General features: G+C 72.4%; 18 protein-coding genes and 1 pseudogene. 12 read left to right on the top strand and 7 right to left on the bottom strand.

Features of this window, described 5'->3' with window-relative positions:
* Window positions 1–119: 119 nt before the first annotated feature.
* The 3 genes from K6U06_RS03435 to K6U06_RS03445 all read right to left on the bottom strand — a co-directional run bounded on the left by K6U06_RS03435 (window position 120) and on the right by K6U06_RS03445 (window position 4458).
* Window positions 120–905 carry an enoyl-CoA hydratase/isomerase family protein gene (locus tag K6U06_RS03435; protein WP_262320498.1) on the bottom strand — a complete coding sequence of 262 codons (786 nt, stop codon included), beginning with the start codon at window positions 903–905 and terminating at the stop codon, window positions 120–122.
* Between the two features lie 74 nt (window positions 906–979).
* Entirely contained in the window at window positions 980–3295 is a 2316-nt protein-coding gene (locus K6U06_RS03440) for a molybdopterin-dependent oxidoreductase (protein ID WP_262320499.1), read from the bottom strand.
* The gene (locus K6U06_RS03445) at window positions 3292–4458 is read right to left on the bottom strand and encodes a pyridoxal phosphate-dependent aminotransferase (protein WP_410050981.1); all 1167 of its coding nucleotides are present in this window, start codon (window positions 4456–4458) and stop codon (window positions 3292–3294) included. Before K6U06_RS03445 ends, K6U06_RS03440 begins: the two co-directional genes overlap by 4 nt.
* A gap of 241 nt (window positions 4459–4699) precedes the next feature.
* Here K6U06_RS03445 and K6U06_RS03450 point away from each other — a divergent pair, with 241 nt between their 5' ends.
* The 4 genes from K6U06_RS03450 to K6U06_RS03465 all read left to right on the top strand — a co-directional run bounded on the left by K6U06_RS03450 (window position 4700) and on the right by K6U06_RS03465 (window position 7361).
* Window positions 4700–5752, top strand: coding sequence for a transglycosylase family protein (locus K6U06_RS03450; protein ID WP_262320501.1), 1053 nt, complete (start codon window positions 4700–4702; stop codon window positions 5750–5752).
* Between the two features lie 40 nt (window positions 5753–5792).
* Complete coding sequence (locus K6U06_RS03455) at window positions 5793–5990, top strand: hypothetical protein (RefSeq protein WP_262320502.1); 198 nt, start codon at window positions 5793–5795, stop codon at window positions 5988–5990.
* A gap of 93 nt (window positions 5991–6083) precedes the next feature.
* On the top strand, window positions 6084–6428 hold the full coding sequence (locus tag K6U06_RS03460) for an STAS domain-containing protein (RefSeq protein WP_262320503.1): 345 nt from the start codon (window positions 6084–6086) through the stop codon (window positions 6426–6428).
* A gap of 87 nt (window positions 6429–6515) precedes the next feature.
* Window positions 6516–7361: a formate/nitrite transporter family protein gene (locus tag K6U06_RS03465; RefSeq protein ID WP_262320504.1), complete on the top strand. Its 846-nt coding sequence runs from the start codon at window positions 6516–6518 to the stop codon at window positions 7359–7361.
* Here the strand turns inward: K6U06_RS03465 and K6U06_RS03470 are convergent.
* Window positions 7345–9495, bottom strand: a complete 2151-nt coding sequence (locus K6U06_RS03470) for an ATP-dependent helicase (protein ID WP_262320505.1) — start codon at window positions 9493–9495, stop codon at window positions 7345–7347. The two genes, K6U06_RS03465 and K6U06_RS03470, sit on opposite strands and share 17 nt — an antisense overlap.
* A gap of 61 nt (window positions 9496–9556) precedes the next feature.
* On the opposite strand from K6U06_RS03470, the gene K6U06_RS03475 reads away from it, so the two are divergent.
* From K6U06_RS03475 to K6U06_RS03495, 5 genes are all read left to right on the top strand, one after another.
* Window positions 9557–10150 carry a Maf family protein gene (locus K6U06_RS03475; RefSeq protein ID WP_262320506.1) on the top strand — a complete coding sequence of 198 codons (594 nt, stop codon included), beginning with the start codon at window positions 9557–9559 and terminating at the stop codon, window positions 10148–10150.
* Window positions 10147–11307, top strand: coding sequence for a tRNA dihydrouridine synthase DusB (gene dusB, locus K6U06_RS03480; protein ID WP_262320507.1), 1161 nt, complete (start codon window positions 10147–10149; stop codon window positions 11305–11307). The genes K6U06_RS03475 and dusB overlap by 4 nt, the downstream gene beginning before the upstream one ends.
* A gap of 21 nt (window positions 11308–11328) precedes the next feature.
* Window positions 11329–11616: an MGMT family protein gene (locus K6U06_RS03485; RefSeq protein ID WP_262320508.1), complete on the top strand. Its 288-nt coding sequence runs from the start codon at window positions 11329–11331 to the stop codon at window positions 11614–11616.
* 170 nt (window positions 11617–11786) lie between these two features.
* A complete protein-coding gene (locus K6U06_RS03490) occupies window positions 11787–12590 on the top strand; it encodes a glycosyltransferase (RefSeq protein WP_262320509.1) in 804 nt (267 codons plus the stop codon).
* Between the two features lie 7 nt (window positions 12591–12597).
* On the top strand, window positions 12598–13293 hold the full coding sequence (locus K6U06_RS03495; RefSeq protein ID WP_262320510.1) for a nitroreductase family protein: 696 nt from the start codon (window positions 12598–12600) through the stop codon (window positions 13291–13293).
* An 18-nt stretch (window positions 13294–13311) separates the two neighbouring features.
* Here K6U06_RS03495 and K6U06_RS03500 read toward each other — a convergent pair whose 3' ends face one another.
* A complete protein-coding gene (locus K6U06_RS03500; RefSeq protein ID WP_262320511.1) occupies window positions 13312–13494 on the bottom strand; it encodes a hypothetical protein in 183 nt (60 codons plus the stop codon).
* A gap of 63 nt (window positions 13495–13557) precedes the next feature.
* Here K6U06_RS03500 and ppk2 point away from each other — a divergent pair, with 63 nt between their 5' ends.
* Both ppk2 and K6U06_RS03510 read left to right on the top strand, forming a co-directional pair.
* Window positions 13558–14442, top strand: coding sequence for a polyphosphate kinase 2 (gene ppk2, locus K6U06_RS03505; protein ID WP_262320512.1), 885 nt, complete (start codon window positions 13558–13560; stop codon window positions 14440–14442).
* 230 nt (window positions 14443–14672) lie between these two features.
* Window positions 14673–16226, top strand: a complete 1554-nt coding sequence (locus K6U06_RS03510; protein ID WP_262320513.1) for an acetolactate synthase large subunit — start codon at window positions 14673–14675, stop codon at window positions 16224–16226.
* Between the two features lie 14 nt (window positions 16227–16240).
* Here the strand turns inward: K6U06_RS03510 and K6U06_RS03515 are convergent.
* Window positions 16241–16712: pseudogene (locus tag K6U06_RS03515) on the bottom strand (IS630 family transposase); the annotation flags it as partial.
* Between the two features lie 164 nt (window positions 16713–16876).
* Window positions 16877–17725, bottom strand: coding sequence for an HpcH/HpaI aldolase family protein (locus K6U06_RS03520; protein WP_262320514.1), 849 nt, complete (start codon window positions 17723–17725; stop codon window positions 16877–16879).
* 14 nt (window positions 17726–17739) lie between these two features.
* Between K6U06_RS03520 and K6U06_RS03525 the strand changes: the two genes are divergently transcribed.
* Window positions 17740–19206, top strand: a complete 1467-nt coding sequence (locus tag K6U06_RS03525) for an aldehyde dehydrogenase (RefSeq protein ID WP_262320515.1) — start codon at window positions 17740–17742, stop codon at window positions 19204–19206.
* Window positions 19207–19208: the final 2 nt, after the last annotated feature.

Genomic DNA, 19208 nt, shown 5'->3' on the forward strand with positions numbered 1-19208 from the left:
ACACAGCGCCGCCGCGTCGAGCAACTCACGGTTGGATTCGCTCCGTCCTTGCACCCGACAATTCTCGACGGTCTGGGCCCAAATCGCGAGCACCGAAGCGAGAATTGTTCAACAGTGTCCTAGCTGGCCGTGAAGTTGGCCGGGCGGCGCTCGCCGTAGGCGGCGGTCCCCTCGGCGAAGTCGGCGGTGGCCCGCAGGCGGACCTGCTCGGCGTCCTCGTGGCGGGTGATCTCTCGGATGGCCGCGGGGAGCTGTCCCCGCAGCGTCTGGCGGATCGAGCGCACCGCGAGCGGAGCCGACTGGGCGATCTCGAGGGCGAAGGCGTGGGCCGCGGCCCGCAGCTCGTCGGCGGCGACCAAGCGGTCGACCAGGCCCATGGTGTGGGCCTCTTCGCCGGTCAGGCGCCGTCCGGTGTAGAGCAGGTCGAGGCTGCGCTGGTGCCCGACGATCAGGGGGAGGGTGACCGACAGGCCGAAACCTTGGTGGAAGCCGAGGCGGGCGAAGTTGGCGCTCAGGCGGGACTCGGGGGTGGCGAAGCGGAAATCGGCGCTGCAGGCCACGCCGAGTCCGCCGCCGACCGCTGCGCCTTGGAGCGCGGCCACCACCGGCGTCTGGTTGGAGAACATCTTGACCGCCTCGGCGTAGAGGGCGCTGGCCCCCTGGGCGTCGAGCGGTTCGGCGTCGCTGGCGCCGTGGAAGTCGGCGCCGGCGCAGAAATGCTTGCCCTCCGAGCACAGGACGATGGCCCACCCGGCGTTGCTTTCGTCGACCCAGCGGTACGCGTCGGCGATGTTGCGGATCAAGGTGGTGTCGAAGAAGTTGGACGGTGGCCGGTGCATCTCCACCGTGGCCACGTGGTCTTCACCGATCTCGACGGTGACGTCTCCGAACTCGTTCGCTGCCATGGCCGCCACCTTAGAAGCTGCCCTCGACCCGCCTCAGGAGCCGCCGCCCTGCCCGCCGCCTGGGTAGCCGCGCTTCACGCCTCGCCGCTGATCTCCGGAGGTTGGTGGGCCCTCACCGGGGGTGCCACCCCATCGAAGCGGGCCAGCTCCACCAGGGCGTGCTGGCCGGTGCACGCCTGGCTGAGACGGGACGCGGCGCGGTCTGCGGTCAACACGTTGGGGTTGCCGTGCACGCAGGTGGGAGCGTCCGCGGCCGGGTCGTCGGGGTCGTACCAGGCGCCGGTCGACAGCTGCACGACGCCGGGCATCACGTCGTCGCTCACCACCGCGCCGGCGAGGACGCGGCCCCGGTCGTTCCATACTGCGACCACGTCGCCGGTGCTCACGCCGCGTGGCTCGGCGTCGGAGGGATGGATCCGCACCGGCTCGCGCCCCGCGACCTTCGACCCGGCGGAGAGCGCCCCGACGTCGAGCTGGCTGTGCAGCCGGGTGGCGGGGTTGTTGGCCACCATCACCAACGGCCAGCGCGCCGCCGCGGGGGCGCCGGCCCACTCCGCGGGTTCGATCCACGTCGGTACGCCCGGGCAGTCCGCGTACCCGTAGCCGTCGATGACCGCCGACGCCAGCTCGATGCGCCCGCTCGGGGTGGCGAGGGGGTGGGCGGCGGGATCGGCCCGGTACGCGGAGAGGTACACCCGCCGGTCGTCGGCGGCGTCGAAGCGCTGCTCCCCCGCGGCCCAGAACTCGTCGAAGCTCATGGTGGGCATCCCCGCGTCGGACAGCCTCCGGCTCCACCGGGCCCACAGGTGACGCAGCCATCCGTCCTCCTCGCGCCCTTCGGTCAGCTCCGCCTCGAAGCCCAACCGTCGCGCCAGGCCGGCGAAGATGTCGAAGTCGTTGCGGGCGGAGCCGTAAGGCGCCAGCGCGGCCTGCATGGCGGTGACGTGGCCGTCGCCCCGGCCGACGGCCACGTCGTTGCGTTCGAGGGTGATGGTCGCGGGCAACACGACGTCGGCGTGGCGGGCCGTGGCCGTCCAGTACGGCTCGTGGACCACCACGGTGGCCGGCCGCCGGAGGGCTCGGCGCAGCCGGTTGAGGTCTTGGTGGTGGTGGAACGGGTTGCCGCCGGTCCAGTACACCAGGTCGATGGCGGGGTAGACCCTCGCCTCGCCGTCGATCTCGTAGCGGCCGCCGGGGTCGAGAAGCATGTCGGCGACCCGGGCGACTGGGATCCAGCTGCGCGCCGGGCGCCCGGCGCCGGGCAGGCTGGGGAACGGCACCCGGTTGCGGCCGCCGCCGATGTCGGCCAGCGACGAGTACCCGTTGCCGAACCCGCCTCCCGGTAGCCCGATCTGGCCGAGAAGGGCGGCCAGCGCGATCGACGCCCACACCGGTTGCTCGCCGTGCTCCGCCCGCTGCAGCGACCACGAGGTGGTGACCAGGGTCCGCCGGGACGCCATCCTCCGGGCCAGGCTGGTGATGACCTCGGCGGGCACTCCCGACAGCGACGACGCCCAATCGGGGGTCGCGCCGGCCAGCCCGGCGACGAAGCGGTCGACCCCGGCGCAGTGGGTGGCGCAGAAATCGAGGTCGGCGAGCCCCTCGTCGACGAGGACGCGCGCCATCGCCAGCATGACCGCCACGTCGGTGCCGGGACGCACCGGTTGCCATCGGGCGCCGAGCCCGGCGGCGACGTCGTCGCGAAGCGGGCTGAACGAGACGATCTCGAGGCCCCGGGCCGCGCCGGCCGCCAGGTGGTCTTTGACGGTGTGACGGGTGACGCCGCCGGGTGACACCGCGGCGTTCTTGGCGGGCAGGCCGCCGAAGCAGACGAGCAGCTCGGTGTGCTCGGCGATGACCGGCCACGCGGTCGCGGAGCGCCACACCTGCTCGTCGCTGCCCACCACGTGGGGGAGGATCCGTTCCGCGGCGCCGGTGCTGTAGGTGTTGACCGACACGGTGGAGCCGCCGAACAGGTTGAAAAAGCGGCGCAGCTGGCTTTGGGCGTGGTGGAACCGCCCGGCGCTGGCCCAGCCGTAGGACCCGGCGTAGACCGCTTCGGGCCCGCCAACCGAGCGGACCCGTTCCAGCTCGGCGGCCAACCGGTCGAGGACCGCGTCCCACCCGACGGTCAGCCATTCGTCCCGGCCCCGACGTTCGTCGGCTCCGGGGCCGTCCTCCCACCATCCCCGCCGCACGGTCGGTGAGAACACCCGGGCGGGGTGGCGGGCCGCGGCGGCGATGTTGTCGAGGAGCGGGGACGGGTTGGGGTCGTCGGGGTGGGCGACGACTCGCAGCACCCGCTCGCCGTCGGCGTCGACCGAGAACGAACCCCAGTGCGATGCGTGCCGGGCCCGGCGGGGACCCGCGGCGGTACCGGACCCGGTCATGCCCGCGGCCGTCCCGGCGCCGGCGCCGCTGGCTGCGACAGGGACCCGAGGCGGCGGACCGCCTCGGCTAGGACCTCGGGCCGCTTGCAGAACGCGAACCGCACGAACGCCTCGCCGCCGCGGCCTCCGGGGTAGAAGGCCGACGCCGGGACTGCGACCACCCCGCAGCGCTCCGGGAGGGCCCGGCACAGTTCGACGCCGTCTTCGAACCCGAGCGGGCGGATGTCCGCCATCGCGAAGTACGTCGCGGCTGGCGGGGTGACGGCGAAACCGGCGGCGGCCAGCCCGGCGCAGAGCTGGTCGCGCCCGGCCCTCAGCCGGTCCGCCATGGAGGTGAACACGTCGTCGGGAAGTCCCAACCCGAGCGCCACGGCAGGCTGGAAGGGGGCGCCGTTGACGTAGGTCATGAACTGTTTGGCGGTGCGCACCGCGGCCACCAGCGGCGCCGGCCCGCACGCCCACCCGATCTTCCAGCCCGTGAAGGAGAAGGTCTTCCCGGCGCTGGAGACGGTGACGGTCCGATCTGTCATTCCCTCCCGCTGGGCCAGCAGCCGGTGGGTGCCGTCGAACACCAGGTGCTCGTACACCTCGTCGCTGACCGCCAAGAGGCCGGACTCGACGCAGCAGCGGGCCACCTGGTCGAGCTCGTCGGCGGAGAAGACCTTCCCGGTCGGGTTGTGAGGGGTGTTGAGCAGCACCAGGCGGGTGCGGGGGGTGATGGCCGCGGCCAGCTCGTCGGGATCGAACGACCAGTCGGGGGCCCGCAGCGGCACGGTGACCAGGCGGGCGCCGGCCATCGCGACCGCCGCGGGATAGGAGTCGTAGACCGGGGCGAAAGCCACCACTTCGTCGCCGGTCTCGCACAGCGCCATGACCGCGGCGGTTACCGCCTCGGTCGCCCCGGCGGTGACCAGCACCTCGGTGTCGGGGTCGAGGGTCTGGCGGTAGAACCGCTCCTGGTGGGCGGCGACGGCGCGGCGCAGGACCGGCATGCCGGGGCCCGGAGGGTACTGGTTGACGCCCGAACGGATCGCTTCTACGGCGGCGTCGGACACCTCGGAGGGGCCGTCGGTGTCCGGGAAGCCCTGGCCCAGGTTGACCGAGCCGGTGGCCCCCGCCAGCGCCGACATCTCCGCGAAGATCGTCGTGCCGAGCCCCTGCAGCCGCGACGCCACGTAAGGCACTCGCTCGGGCACGGCGCGGGGGCGTCCAGGGTCGGGCACGGACCTTTACGGTACCGGGCCCCCTCCGGGCTGGCGCGCCCCCGGCAAAGCCATTAGCGTCGTCTGGGTCTTGGCATCCAACCGGACGCTGCCACGCGCAGCTGCCTGCCGGGGCACGAGTCGCCGCTTCACCGTTCGTCGCACTTCCGATCGGCGCAGCGCTCGCAGCCCAGTGCAGACGATGGTGAGCCTTCTGGGCGCCGTTGTCGTGTTCGCCGCGCCGGTGCTTCTCGCCACCTCCACCGCCGGGGCCGACCCGATCGGCTCCACCCAGTCGCAGATCGCCTCGGTCGAGGCGCAGATCGCGGCCAGCGCGGGCCGGATCCACCAGCTGACCAGCGCTTTCGATCAGGCCAACCTGACCGCCACGACCGGCGCTCAGCAGCTCTCCGCCGACCAGGCCACGCTGGCCGCGGCCCGGGCCAGGCTGGCCGGGACCGAGCAGGCGCTGCGCCAGGACGCCCTGCGGTCCTACACCGGCGGGTCCGTCGGCCCGGTGGCCGACACCCCGTCGGTGGCGCTGGATCCCGGCGTGTCGAGCGCCTACATCAACGTCGCGGTCGGCGACTTGTCCGACTCGGTCGACCAGTTCCACCTGCAGCAGCAGCAGCTGGAGGCCGACGTGGCCGAGGTCACCGCCCAGCAGCGGATCAATCAGCAGGCCCTCACCGCGGCCGCCAACGCCCGAGCCGCGGCGCTGGCCGAGGCGGGGGCTGCGCAGACCAAGCTCGCCGCCTTGCAGTCCAGGCTCGGTTCGCTGGAGGCGGCTCAGGCCGCGGCGGCCGCCGCGGCTCGGGCCGCGGCGCCGCCCCGCTCGCAGGGCGGCCCGGTCGGCAACGGCCTGGTGGCCGTGGTCACCGCGATCGTCCAGGCTCCTGCGCCCGCCCCGGCAGTGGCCGCTCCGGCCGCTCCGGCCGCGCCTGCCCCCGCTCCGGCTGTCGCCGCGCCGGTCCAGGCCCCGGCGGCCCCGGCGGCCCCGGCCGCCACGCCCCCGTCTGGCGGTGTGTGGCTGCAGCTGCGGGAGTGCGAGTCGGGCGACAACTACCAGGAGAACACCGGCAACGGATTCTTCGGCGCCTACCAGTTCAGCCCTTCGACGTGGTCCGGGCTGGGCTTCCCCGGCCGGCCCGACCTCGAGCCGCCGGCGATGCAGGACCAGGCCGCGGTGAAGCTGCAGGCCAGCTCCGGGTGGGGCGCGTGGCCGGCGTGCTCCGCCGCTCTCGGGCTCCACTGAGGACCCGTATCCGCCCCGCGAGGCGTCTATCCTCGGCGGGGTGAGCGCGCTGCCGGACTTGTTGCACTTCGACTGCCCTCGCTGCAACCAGCCCGTCGACGAGCGGTTGTACGGCCCGTGCCGGGAATGCCGTGACGCCCTGTCCGCCCTCGGAGGGCAAGGCGGTGGTGAGGTCGTGACCGAGCGGTTCGAGCCACGGATGCACGTGGTCCCCAACCAGGTGGCCACCAAGGAATAGCGGTTCGGCGCCGGAGCCTCGGTTGGCCCCGGCCCGGTCCGGGTACGAAAGCGGAGCGCTTGGGCCTATTCGGCCGGGAGGAGACACGACCAAATGGCCGAAGGGTTCACCCTCTCGCTCGGGGGGCTGCAGGTCCACTGGGACACACCGTCAGATGGCTCGGTGCGCCTCGACTTGGAAGGGGAACTGGACAACTTGAGCGTCCCGGTCCTGCGCCAGGCCCTCGACTCGGTGTACGCCGACGAATGCTTCCGGGTCCGCCTGGACCTGGCCGGGCTGGAGTTCATCGACTCGAGCGGCCTGGGCGCCTTGGTCGGTGCGTGGCGCCGATGCTCGCAGCAGGAGGGGTCGGTCACCGTTCTCAACCCGAAGCCGACGGTGAGGCAGCTTATGGACATGACCGGGATCTCCAAGTTCCTCCTCGCCCCGGAGGAGTAGACCCGGCATCACCGGCGGCGCAGGAGGGTATGTACCCCCGCCGTGACTTCCCCCCAGCCTGACGCTGTACGACCGCCGCAGGTGTCGGTGACCAACAGCCCTCGAGAAGAGGCGCTCGAGCGCAGCTTCGACCGGATCGTCGAGGACGGACGCCCGCGGCTGCGCCGGGGCGCCACCGACTTGTTGGCGACCGGCGCGACGGGCGGGATCGAGGTCGCCTTCGGGGTGCTCGCCCTCCTATACGTGGAGGACCGCACCGGCGACCCGCTGCTCGGCGGCCTGGCCTTCTCGATCGGTTTCATCGCGTTGCGTCTCGGTCACAGCGAGCTGTTCACCGAGGGGTTCTTGGTGCCCGTCACCGTCGTCGCCGCCGGCGAAGCCCGGGTCCGGGACATGCTGCGGATGTGGGTCGGGACCCTGGCGGGCAACCTGGCCGGCGGCTGGCTGGTGGCGTGGCTCATCGACACGGCGTTCCCCGAGCTGAGGTCCACCGCCAACCAGGTCGCCGGCTACTACATCCGCGCCGGGATCAACGCCCGGTCCTTCGCGCTGGCGGTGCTGGCCGGCGCCGCCATCACCCTCCTGACCCGGATGCACAACGGGACCGATTCGGAGCCGGCGAAGCTGATCGCGTCGGTGGCCATCGGGTTCTTGCTGGCCGGGACCCGCCTGTTCCACTCGGTGCTCGACTCGCTGCTGGCGTTCGTGGCCCTCGACACTGGCCGGGCGCCGTTCGGCTACCTCGACTGGGCCGGGTGGGTGGTGTGGGTGGTGGTCGGCAACGTCCTCGGGGGGCTGGTGCTGACCAGCGCCCTCCGGCTGGTCCGCAGCCGGGGCCGGCTGCTCGACCACCGAGTCGCCAACGACCTCGACACCCCCGGCGTGTCCGTCGCCGTCGGCAGGCAGCGCGACGGGGTCACCACAGACCGCTGAGATCCCGGGCCACGGTGTCCGCCAGTGCCACGACCCCCGCGGCCGGCGCCACGTCCTCGGTCGCCGAGCGCACGGCCCGATGCTCGAGGAGGTGATCCAACTCGGGCGGCAAGAACCGGGTGCGCGGCGCGTACCCGTGGCGGTCGCCCCTCCCGGACTGGCCGCCGAAGTGGTAGCGCAGCGGGGCGTACACGTGGAGGTGGCGGCGGGCCCTGGTCAGCGCGACGTAAAACAGGCGCCGCTCCTCGTCGATGCTCGCCTGGTCTCCTGTCGCCATGTCGGAGGGGAAGTTGCCGTCCGAGGCGTGAATGACGTGGACGACGTCCCACTCTCCGCCTTTCGCCGAGTGCACCGTCGAGAGGACCACGTAGTCGTCGTCGAGGAGGGGCGGGCCGGCCAGGTCGCCGGTGGCGGACGGCGGATCGAGGGTCAGGTCGGCCAGCAGCGCGGCCCGCGAAGGCGACCCGACGGCCAGGCGGGCCAGCTGGTCGAAGTCTCGGAGGCGGACCTCGGCGTGGTCGTAGCGGCGCCGGATCATCGGGTCGAGGATCTCGCGCAGCCGCTCGACCTGGGCTCCGGGGGGTAGCTCCCCCCGGCAGTCGGCGAGGCCCGCGGCCAGCGCATCCAAGTCGCCGCCGGCCCGGCCCGGCGCCGGTCTGGTGCCCCCGACGAAGCGCTGCAGCGGGTCGGCGTCCCCGGACCCGTCCCCGTCGCGGCGCGGGCGGACGCCGAGCGCCTCGAGCAGCCGGCGGGTCGCTGCCGGCCCGACGCCGTCGGCCAGGCCGAGCACGCGCGGCCAGGCCAGTTCGTCCCACGGGTTGTCGAGGACCCGCAGCAACGCAGCCAGGTCCCGCACGTGGGCCGCCTCGAGGAAGCGCAGGCCGCCGTACTTCACGAAAGGGATGCGCCGGCGGCGCAGCTCGACCTCTACCAGGTCGGAGTGATGGCCGGTGCGGAAAAGGACCGCCTGGGCCCGCAGCAGCACCCCCCGCTCGTAGTACTCGAGGAGCGTGTCGCACACTGCGTCGGCCTGGGCGGCCTCGTCGGGGCAGGTCGCCAGGATCGGGCGGGCCCCGCCGGGCTGGTCGCTCCACAGCTGCTTGGGCCGACCCTCCGACAGTCCGGCGACCACCGCGTTGGCTAGGTCTAGGACCGGTTGGGTCGAGCGGTAGTTGTGCTCGAGGGTCACCGTGGTCGCGCCGGGCCAGTCCCGCTCGAAGTCGAGCAGGTTGCGGACGTTGGCCGCCCGGAACGAGTAGATCGCCTGGGCGTCGTCGCCGACCACGGTCAGGCGGTCGTCGTCGCTTCGGAGGTGTCGGAGGATGGCGGCCTGCACGAGGTTGGTGTCTTGGTACTCGTCGACGAGCACGTGGTCGTAGGCGCCGGCCAGGACCGGCCCGAGCGACGGGTCGGCCAGCGCGGCTCGCCAGTAGAGCAAAAGGTCGTCGAAGTCGAGCAGGAAACCGGCCCGCTTGCGCTCGGTGTAGCCGCGGAAGATCTCCCGCAGCCCGTCGATGTCCTCGCCGCACCACGGGAACCAGGTCCTGACCGCCTCGTCGACGGGCACTTGGGCGTTGACCACCCGGGAGTACACGCTCAGCACCGTGTCGGCCCGGGCGAAGCGCCGGCGGGGACCCTGGCGGCTCGACTCCTCCACCACCTCGGCGCGGACCAGCTTGACCAGCTCTGCGGCGTCGGCTTGGTCCAAGACGGTGAATCCCTCTCCGAGCCCCAGGCTGCGGCCGTGGCGGCGCAGCACCCGGTGGGCCACGGCATGAAAGGTGCCGGCGTGGATGCCCCGGGCCAGCGCCGGGTCGGTCAGCGCCCCGACCCGGCGGATCATCTCCTGCGCCGCCCGCCGGCTGAACGTGACCAGCAAGATCCGCTCCCCGGCCACGCCGCCCTCTAGGAGCCGGGCCACCCGGGCGACCAGCGTCGCGGTCTTGCCGGTGCCAGCCCCGGCCTGGATGACCAGCGGCCCGCCGTCGTGGTCGACCGCGGCGCGCTGCTGCGGGTTCAGGCCGCCGGCCCAAGCCGCCTCGTCGCCGCCGGCGGCCTCTTCGCGGTCGGCGGCCAGGTGGGCTCCGCGGGCGTCTGCCCCGCTGTCAGCCTGGTTGCCCACGGTGTAGACCACCCCCCGACGCTACCATCCGCAACGAACACACGTTCGCCACCGCGGCTGCCAACATGGTCGGGTGCTCTCCCCCCGCTTGGTCTTGGCGTCGGCCTCACCCGGCCGGTTGGGGCTGCTCCACGCCGCCGGGATCGACCCGCTGGTCGAGGTCAGCGGCGTCGACGAGGACGCTGTCGACGAGCTCGACCCCGACGCGATGGTGGCGATCCTGGCGCAGCGCAAGGCCGAGGCGGTCGCCGCCCGGCGCTCCGAGGGACTGGTGGTCGGCGCCGACTCGACGCTCGTCCTCGACGGCGTGGCCCTGGGCAAGCCCCACACCGCGGAAGAAGCGACCGCCCGCTGGCGCCGCCAGCGGGGCCGTGCCGGGGTGCTGGCCACCGGCCATCACGTGATCGACGCGGCGTCGGGCCGCCGGGCCGGCGCCGTCGCCCGGACCGCGGTCCATTTCGCCGACATCGACGACGAAACCATCGCGGCTTACGTGGGGACCGGCGAACCCCTCGAGGTGGCCGGGGCGTTCACCCTGGACGGCTACGGCGCGGCCTTCGTCGAGCGGGTCGAGGGCGACCCGAGCAACGTGATCGGCCTGTCGCTGCCGCTCCTGCGCCGCCTCCTCGCCGATATCGGCGTCGAATGGCGGACACTGTGGCGATGACCGGCACTGCGGCAGCGACCGGCACTGCGGCCACGACTGGGCGGGCGCTGCAGATCGGGCCGCTGCCGGTGGAGCCGCCGGTGGTCCTGGCGCCGATGGCCGGGGTGACCAACGCGGCGTTCCGTCAGCTCTGCCGGCGCTACGGCGGCGGCCTGTACGTCAGCGAGATGATCACCGCCCGGGCCCTGGTGGAGGGCAACGAACGGACCCTGAGGATGTTGGCGCCCGCGCCCGGCGAGCAGGTCCGCAGCGCCCAGCTCTACGGCGTCGACCCCGCCGTCATGACCAGCGCGGTGCGCCGGCTGGTCGACGACATCGGCGTCGACCACGTCGACCTCAACTTCGGCTGCCCGGCGGCGAAGGTCACCCGCAAAGGCGGCGGGGCGGCGCTCCCCTTGCACCGCGTGCTGTTCCGCAACGTCGTGCGGGCCGCGGTGCGCGCCGCGGGCCGGGTGCCGGTCACGGTGAAGATGCGCATCGGCCTGGACGACGCCCACCGAACCGCCATCGAAGCCGGCCTGACGGCCGAGGAGGAGGGGGTCGCGGCGGTGGCCCTCCACGCCCGCACCGCCTACCAGCACTACGCCGGCACCGCCGATTGGGAGGCCATCGGGGAGCTCAAAGCCGCGATCAGCACCATCCCGGTGCTCGGCAACGGCGACATCTGGGAAGCCGGCGACGCCCTCGCCATGATGGCCGCCACCGGCTGCGACGGTGTGGTCGTCGGCCGGGGCTGCCTGGGGCGCCCGTGGCTCTTCGCCGACCTCGACGCGGTGTTCGCTGGCGGGCAGCCCGCCCCTCCCCGCCGCTTCGGGGAGGTGACGGCGGTCATGGCCGAGCACGCCCGACTCCTGGGCGAGCACCTGGGCCCCGACCGGGGCATCCGGGACTTCCGGAAGCACGTCGGCTGGTACCTGACCGGTTTCCCGGTCGGTGCCGCCCTCCGCGGCGCGCTGGCCCGGATCACGACCCTCGAGGAAATGGGGCGCCTCCTCGCCGGCGTGGACCCCGATCTGGAGCTGCCGCCGGGCGCGCAGCGCCTGGCGCGGGGCCACACCAACGGCCCGCGCCCCGTGGCGCTGCCGGCCGGGTGGCTCGACACCCTCGACGACCCGTCTCCGCCCGCCGGCGCCGACACCTTGGTGTCCGGCGGCTGACAGCCGACCGGGGAGGACCTGATGCCAGAAGGGTTCAAAGAGCGGGTCATCGCGGTCGTGTCCGGGCTGTCCGCCGGCGAGGTGGTGTCCTACGGCGACGTCGCCGCGCAGGCCGGCTACCCGGGGGCGGGACGCGGCGTCGGCGCGGTCCTCGCCGGTGGGACCGGACCGCTCCCCTGGTGGCGGGTGGTGTACGCCGACGGCCGTCTGGCGCCGGGCAAGGAAGCCGACCAGGCCCGCCGGCTGCGAGCCGAAGGCGTCACCGTCAACGACGGGCGGGTGGCGCGCTCCTCCCGACCGCCCCGCTGAGCCTCGCCGCTGAGCTTCGCCCCCGGGCCGGCCGGGCCCGCGGGGAGACGCTCCCCGCGGCGGTAGACCTCCGCCGTGACCGCCGGGTCCCTATGCTAGGCCCGCTGCCCGCCGGCGCCGCCCCGGGCATGCGAACGGACGCGGGCCCGACGCCCGCCGAGGAGTGGTGAGTGGCACTGGCAGCCGAGGTTCCCGGAGATGACGAGGTGCAGGTGTCGGTCGTCGTGCCGACCCGGAACGAGGCGCCCAACATCGCGCTCCTAGTCGAGCGGCTCGGAGCCGCCCTCCGGCGCGACCTGGGACCGGACCTGACCTGGGAGGTCATCTTCGTCGACGACTCCGACGACGCCACCCCCGCAGCCATCCAGGCCCAGGTCGACGCCGGCCACCCCGTCGCGCTGCACCATCGCCGGGCCGGCAACCGTCCCGGCGGGCTCGGCGGAGCGGTCCGGGACGGGTTCGAGGTGGCCCGCGGCCGCACCGTCGCGGTGATGGACGCCGACCTGCAGCACCCGCCGGAGGTCATCCCCCGGCTCCTGGCACCGATCATGGCCGGCGAAGCCGACCTGGTGTCAGGGAACCGTTACGCCGCAGCCGGCGACCGCGGCGGTCTGGCCGGCCCCTGGCGTCGGCTGGTCGCATCCTCGAGCCGCCGGCTGGTCCACGCCGTGATCCCCCGCTCCCGGGTCCTCCGCGACCCGATGAGCGGGCTTTTCGCGTTCGACCGCGGGAGCCTCGACGGAGTGGACCTGCAGCCGAACGGGTTCAAGATCCTCCTCGAGGTGATCGCGCGCGGCGACTGGCAGCAGGTGGGCAACGTCTCGTACCGCTTCGACCGCCGCCACGCCGGGCACTCCAAGGCGTCGCTGCGCCAGGGTTGGCTGTTCGCCCACCATCTCCTGCGCCTCGCCCGCGTGACGCGCTGCCCCCCCGACGAGCTGGCGCTGCGCCGCCGGGCCGTGGTGGGAGGCTGACCGGTCGATGACCGACCTGCGCCAGGCGCTGCGGGCGACACCCGCGGTACGGGAGTTCACCGACGAGCCGGTGAGCCGCGACACCGTCGCCGCGATCCTCGACACCGCCCGGTTCGCTCCGAGCGGCGGCAACCGCCAGGCGTGGCGGGTGGTGCTGGTCGAGGACCCGGCCACCAAGGCCGCCCTCCGGGACCTGTACCTGCCGGGCTGGTACGACTACCTGGCCATGGGTGCCGCCGGGCTGGTCGCCTGGTCGCCGCTCGCCGACCGCGAACAGGAGGCGAAGGCGAAGGAGGCCGCGCCGGAAATAGCCGCCCGGGCCGCGGCCGGGCCTGGCGGGATGGCCGAGCACCTCGAGCGCGTGCCGGTCCTCTTGGCGGTGTTCGCCGACCTGGGGTCCCTGGCGGCGGTCGACCGGGACCTGGATCGCTACACGCTGGTGGGCGGCGCGTCGGTGTACCCGTTTGTGTGGAGCATTCTCCTCGCCGCCGGCGAGCACGGCCTGGGCGGGGTGATCACCACCATGCTGACGGCGCGCGAAGCGCAGGTCCGCGACCTCCTCGGCGCTCCGGCGTCGATGGCGTTGGCCGCGATGGTGGCCCTCGGTCACCCGGTCCGGCGGCCCACCAAGCTGCGCCGGCGGCCGGTCCCAGAGTTCGCGACCGTCGACCGCGTCGATGGCGTCCCTCTCGAACCCCGGTAGCTGGCCGGCCGGCGCCGGTCAGTCAGCGGTGCTGCGGTGCTCCTGGTCCCCCGGGTCGGTTTCGCGGGTGGCTTCCCGCCGGTCGGAGTCCTCGAGGATCGCCGCGGCCTGCGCGCCGGGGTCGTCGCTGCCAGCGGCCTTCTCCTCGGGGAGCAGCTCGTCAGCCCGCTCCGCCCACCGCTTGTCGTCGCTCTCGGCCATCCTCCTCTCGTACCCACCGCGGCGCCGCCCTACTCTGAGCGCCAACGGCTACAAGAGGGACCGATGACCGATCTCCTTTCCGACCTCGAGGGGTACTACGTCGGGGAGGACGACGACGACGACCCGGTCCTCTACGGCCCTGATGGCCAGCCGGTGTCGACGTGGAAGGAGCACTACCCCTACTCGGAACGCCTCGGCCGCGACCACTACGAGACGACCAAGCGGCACCTGCAGATCGAGCTGCTCAATCTTCAGCGCTGGTTGAAAGACACCGGCGGTCGGCTGGTCATCCTCTTCGAGGGCCGCGACGCCGCCGGGAAGGGCGGCACCATCAAGCGGTTCATGGAGCACCTCAACCCGAGGGGCGCTTCGGTCGTCGCACTGGAAAAGCCCACCGAGCGGGAACGGACACAGTGGTATTTCCAGCGCTACATCGCCCACCTACCCGCCGCCGGCGAGATCGTCCTGTTCGACCGGTCCTGGTACAACCGGGCCGGGGTGGAGCGGGTGATGGGGTTCTGCACCGACGACCAGTACGAGGAGTTCCTCGTCCAAGCGCCGCAGCTCGAGGCGCTTCTCGTCAGCTCCGGCGTGCACCTGATCAAGCTGTGGTTCTCCGTGTCGCGCGCCGAGCAGCGCACCAGGTTCGTGATCCGCCAGGTGGACCCGGTCCGCCAGTGGAAGCTGTCGCCCATGGACCTGGCGTCGCTGGACCGGTGGGACCAGTACACCACCGCCAAGGAACGGATGTTCCTGGCCACCGACACCCCCGAAGCGCCGTGGACGGTCGTGAAGAGCAACGACAAGAAGCGGGGTCGGCTTGAGGCGATGCGCTACGTCCTCAACCGGTTCCCTTACGACGGCAAGGATCACGACCTGATCGGCCGTCCCGACCCGCTGATCGTCGGGCCCGCGGCGGAGGTCACCGGCGGCGACGACCGCCGCTGAGCGCAGCCGCGCCTCCGGCTCGCCGTCACCCCTGCGACATCGGTCACTCTTGCATGTGCGACATTGGTCACGTACTGTTTGGGTGTAAGAGGGGGCGTCCGAGGCCGGTGGTTGACGGGGGACGGGGGGGCGCCACCTGGCCCGGACGTGACGGTCCCGGACCGGTACCGGTTCGGGTCTACGGTGGCGGCGGTGCCGCCGAGAGCCGGCCGGGCCACGGGAGGTAGAGGATGATCGGAGGCGAGGCGCTGCTGCGCACGCTGGTCGCCAGCGGCGTCGACACCTGCTTTATGAACCCCGGCACGTCGGAGATGCACTTCGTGGCCGCCCTCGACGCGGTCCCGGAGATGCGGGGGGTTCTGGCCCTCTTCGAGGGCGTCGCCACCGGCGCCGCCGACGGTTACGCCCGGATGACCGGCCGGCCCGCCGCGGTGCTGCTCCACCTCGGACCGGGGCTCGGCAACGGCGTGGCCAACCTGCACAACGCCAGGCGGGCGTGGTCGCCCGTCGTCGCCGTGGTCGGCGACCACGCCACCTATCACAAGCCCTTCGACGCCCAGCTCGAATCCGACATCGAGACGGTGGCCCGCAACGTGTCCCCCGCGATCATCAGGGTCGCATCCTCCGCCTCGGTGGGCGTGGACGCGGCGGCCGCGGTGGCGGCCTCCACCGGTCCGCCCGGGCGGGTCGCCACCTTGATCCTGCCCGCCGACCTGTCCTGGTCCGATGGCGCGACGGTCGGCGCGCCGGTGGCTCCCGCCCGACCCCCTGCCACCGAGGGGGCGGCCGTGGCGACCGCGGCCCGGGCGCTGCGCTCCGGGGAGCGTGCGGCCATCGTGGTCGGCAGCAGCGCCTGCCGCTCCGAGGAGTTGCGGCTGGCCGCGTCGATCGCCGCCTCTACCGGCGCGCCGATCATCTGCGAGACGTTCCCCGCCCGCCTGCAGCGCGGCGCCGGCCTGCCGGCGGTGCCGCGGCTGGCGTACCTCGGCGAGATGGCGGCCGCCCAGCTCCAAGGTGTGCGCCACCTCATCCTGGTCGGGGCCAAGGCACCGGTGAGCTTCTTCGCCTACCCCGGCAAGCCGAGCCGGCTCGCCCCCGAGGACTGCGAGCTGCACCAGCTGTCGGCGCCCGGCGTCCCGTCCCTGGCGGCCCTCGACGCCCTTGCCGGCGAGCTGGCGGTCGCTGCGTGGAAGCCGGGCCCCGACGCCCCCCGCCCGGCAATCCCCTCCGGCGAGCTCACCCTCCAAGCGGTCAGCGCCGCGATCGGCGCGCTGCTGCCGGAAGGGGCGATCGTCTCCGACGAGTCCAACACCTCCGGCCTCGGTCTGGGCGAGGCGACGGCCGGAGCGCCCCCCCACGACTGGCTGACCCTGACCGGAGGGGCCATCGGCCAAGGGCTGCCCGCCGCGTGCGGCGCGGCGACGGCCTGCCCGGACCGCAAGGTGGTGGCCCTGCAGGCCGACGGCAGCGCCCTCTACACCTTCCAGGCGCTGTGGACCATGGCCCGCGAAAGCCTCGACGTGGTGGTGGTGCTCTACAACAACCGGTCGTATGCGATCTTGAACATGGAGCTTCAGCGCACCGGCGCGGCCACCGGCGGCACCCGGGCCAAGCGGATGCTGGACCTGTCGGACCCCGACGTGGACTTCGTGGCGCTGGCGTCGGGGCTCGGCGTGCCGGCGCAGCGGGCGACCACCGCCGACGACTTCGCGGCCGCCCTGGGCCGGGCTTTGGCCGCTCCCGGCCCGGCGCTGATCGAGGTCGTCGTCCCGACCCTCTACTAGACGCAGAGCCCCTGCTAGCATCCTCCGCCGTTAATCCGTTGCAATAGTCGTCCAAGTTCTTCGAGGATCTGGTCGGCGGTCTTGGTCCAGATGAACGGCTTGGGGTTGTCGTTCCATGCTGCAATCCAGGCACGGATGTGGATGTCGAGTCCGTCGGGGACCGTGGCGTCGATCTTGGCCAGGAACTTCTTGAACTCGATCGGGCGGTGCCGGCGGTGCAGCGAGGAGATGACCGACCCGTCGGAGGTGTTGAACGCCGCGAACAGGCTGGTCGTGCCGTGCCGTAGGTAGTCATGCGTGCGTTTCTCGGGCATGTACGGCATCATCGGGAACGCCGGCTGCGAGCGGGCCAGCGCCTGCATGTGACTTCTCGTCCCCGCAATAGACGGCGCCGTCAGGAGGGTTGAGGTAAAGCCCAACGACGTCGTACACCTTGTCCACAAACAACGGATGGTTTGACAGCTTGAACCCGTCGGTCCGGTGCGGTTGACCAGCGCCTTCGTCGGGTCCTGAGCCCGAGGGTGGTGCGCTGGCCCTGAACCCCCGCCACCATTTGCAGGAGCTACGTGCCCCACCCCGGGCGCAGTGTTGGGTTCGCCGGCTCCCTCGCCTGGGGCATCTGCAGATCTGTCGGTCCAACGGATAAGCGATTAGCCGCCGACCGCCGCCTGCGACGATGCGAGGTCGGCGCGCAACGCGGCCATCACTGGCATCTGGTCGAAGCCGACGGTGATCATCCGGAAGCCCTGCTTCGCTCGTACGGCGGCGAGGGCGGGGCTGGCATGCACACCGGGAACGACGCCGTTCCGATCGCAGGAGTCGACGACGGTCGCCAGTGCGTCGAGGAAGTCCGCGTCGTCATGATCGGCGAGCGGGGGGAGACCCATCGTCAGTGACAGGTCGGACGGCCCGACGTACACGGCGTCGATGCCGGGGACGGCGAGGATCTCGTCGATCCGCTCGACGGCCTCGACAGTCTCGATCATCGGGATGCACGCAACCTGCTCGTTCGCAGTTCCGAGGTACTGGACGCCGTGTCGGGTTATCGCCGTGACCGGTCCGAAGCTGCGGCTACCCGCGGGGGCATACCGGCATGCGGCCACTGCGCGCTCGGCGTCCTGCGCATCGTTGACCATCGGAATGATGACTCCCAGTGCTCCGGCGTCGAGCACGCGGCCGATGATGCCGGGCTCGTTCCACGGCACGCGCACGACCGGTGCCGCCGCCGAGCGTCCGAGTGCCTGCAGCATGGCGACGGCGTCGGTGTAGGACGCCAGGCCGTGTTGCATGTCGATGCAGACGTAGTCGTATCCGGCGTCTCCCGCGGCCTCGGCGAGCACTGGCTCGCGCAGGAACATCCACGCGCCGAGGACGGTGGCGTCGTCTTGCCAGCTCTGAGGGAGAGGAATGGCCGTCATGGCCCCACCGTAGACCCGCTGAGACTGTAAACCAAGCACTTGCTTGTGTCGCCTGGATTCCGTACGCTCGTCGGAGGCCACGACAGGGGGATCTGATGAGCGACGGACGGCGTACGACCATCGACGGGGTGAGCGTCCCATGCGATCACCTGATCGACGGGGAGCGCGTCGGAGGCGGCGAGCTCTATGCGGTGCGCTCGCCGGTGGACGGTTCACACCTCGGCGACATCCCAGACGGCAACGCCGCCGTCGTCGACTCGGCGGTCGCCGCCGCACGTCGCGCCTTCCCGGAGTGGGCGGCACTGGGCCCCGACGGACGGGGTGACATCCTCGACCGGTTCGCCCAGGCCATCCTCGACCGGGCCCAGGACTTGGTGATGGTCGACACTGCGGACAACGGTTCGGTGCGCGCCGCCATGCTGCACGTGGGGACCGGGCGCAGCGCGCATAACGTCAAGTTCTTCGCCGACCTGGCCCGTACGCTGGAGCACCCGCCGATCGAGGGACCGGTCGCCGACAACTCGGTGCGCTACGACCCGTCCGGCGTGGCCGCCCTGATCGTGCCGTGGAACGCGCCCCTCATGCTCGGGACGTGGAAGATCGGGCCGGCGCTCGCCGCGGGCTGCGCGGTCGTGGTCAAGCCGCCGGAGTGGGCGCCATTCAGCTTGTCCCTGCTGGGTGAGATCGCCACCGAGGCCGGCTTGCCACCCGGCGTTCTGAACATCGTGCACGGCGTCGGCGAGCGCACCGGTGCGGCGCTCGTTTCGCATCCCGACGTGGACCGCATCAGCTTCACCGGGTCCCCCGACACGGCACGAGCGATCGCGATGGCGGCGGCCCGCAACCTCACGCCGTTGAGTTTCGAGTTGGGGGGGAAGTCGCCGTTCATCGTGTTCGACGACGCCGACCTCGAGCTGGCGGTGCGGACCGCGGCAGCGCAGTTCATGAACGCTGGCCAGGTGTGCCTCGCCGGGACGCGCCTGCTCGTGCAGGACACGATCGCCGACCGCTTCACGGACGCGTTGCGTGACGCGACGTCCAAGCTCGTCGTCGGTGATCCTCGCGTCGAGGGCACCAACATCGGCCCGCTGATCCACCCGGAGCACTTCGAACGGGTGGCGGGCTTCGTCGAACGCGCCCTGGCCAGTGGAGCGAAGCCGTTGGTCGGTGGGAAGCCATCGGCGCTGGGCGGGAGCTGGTTCGAGCCGACGATCCTCACCGGAGTCGAGCAGTCATCGGAGATCGTGCAGCAGGAGGTATTCGGACCGGTCCTCACGTTGCAGACCTTCAGCACCGAGGACGAGGTGATCGAGCTGGCAAACGGCACCGAGTACGGCCTCGCCGCCACGCTCTTCACCGGCGACGAAGCGCGGGCCGAGCGAGTGGCGGCGCAGATCGTCGCCGGCACCGTATGGATCAACTGCTTCTACGTCCGCGATCTCGCGGCGCCGTTCGGGGGCAGCCGCAGGTCGGGGGTCGGGCGCGAAGGCGGCATCTGGAGCTTCGACTTCTTCTGCGATGTGAAGAACGTCGCGGTGCGCCGGAGCTCGTTCACTTCATAGGT

The organism is Acidiferrimicrobium sp. IK, from assembly GCF_025499425.1.
GTDB lineage: Bacteria > Actinomycetota > Acidimicrobiia > Acidimicrobiales > Palsa-688 > Acidiferrimicrobium.

What these genes read in the sequence shown, in the direction of transcription:
- K6U06_RS03440 (WP_262320499.1), bottom strand. Translation starts at nt 3,295, where the DNA reads ATGACCGGGTCCGGTACCGCCGCGGGTCCCCGCCGGGCCCGGCACGCA.
- ppk2 (WP_262320512.1), top strand. Translation starts at nt 13,558, where the DNA reads ATGACCGATCTCCTTTCCGACCTCGAGGGGTACTACGTCGGGGAGGAC.
- K6U06_RS03450 (WP_262320501.1), top strand. Translation starts at nt 4,700, where the DNA reads ATGGTGAGCCTTCTGGGCGCCGTTGTCGTGTTCGCCGCGCCGGTGCTT.
- K6U06_RS03510 (WP_262320513.1), top strand. Translation starts at nt 14,673, where the DNA reads ATGATCGGAGGCGAGGCGCTGCTGCGCACGCTGGTCGCCAGCGGCGTC.
- K6U06_RS03485 (WP_262320508.1), top strand. Translation starts at nt 11,329, where the DNA reads ATGCCAGAAGGGTTCAAAGAGCGGGTCATCGCGGTCGTGTCCGGGCTG.
- K6U06_RS03435 (WP_262320498.1), bottom strand. Translation starts at nt 905, where the DNA reads ATGGCAGCGAACGAGTTCGGAGACGTCACCGTCGAGATCGGTGAAGAC.
- K6U06_RS03460 (WP_262320503.1), top strand. Translation starts at nt 6,084, where the DNA reads ATGGCCGAAGGGTTCACCCTCTCGCTCGGGGGGCTGCAGGTCCACTGG.
- K6U06_RS03500 (WP_262320511.1), bottom strand. Translation starts at nt 13,494, where the DNA reads ATGGCCGAGAGCGACGACAAGCGGTGGGCGGAGCGGGCTGACGAGCTG.
- K6U06_RS03495 (WP_262320510.1), top strand. Translation starts at nt 12,598, where the DNA reads ATGACCGACCTGCGCCAGGCGCTGCGGGCGACACCCGCGGTACGGGAG.
- dusB (WP_262320507.1), top strand. Translation starts at nt 10,147, where the DNA reads ATGACCGGCACTGCGGCAGCGACCGGCACTGCGGCCACGACTGGGCGG.
- K6U06_RS03525 (WP_262320515.1), top strand. Translation starts at nt 17,740, where the DNA reads ATGAGCGACGGACGGCGTACGACCATCGACGGGGTGAGCGTCCCATGC.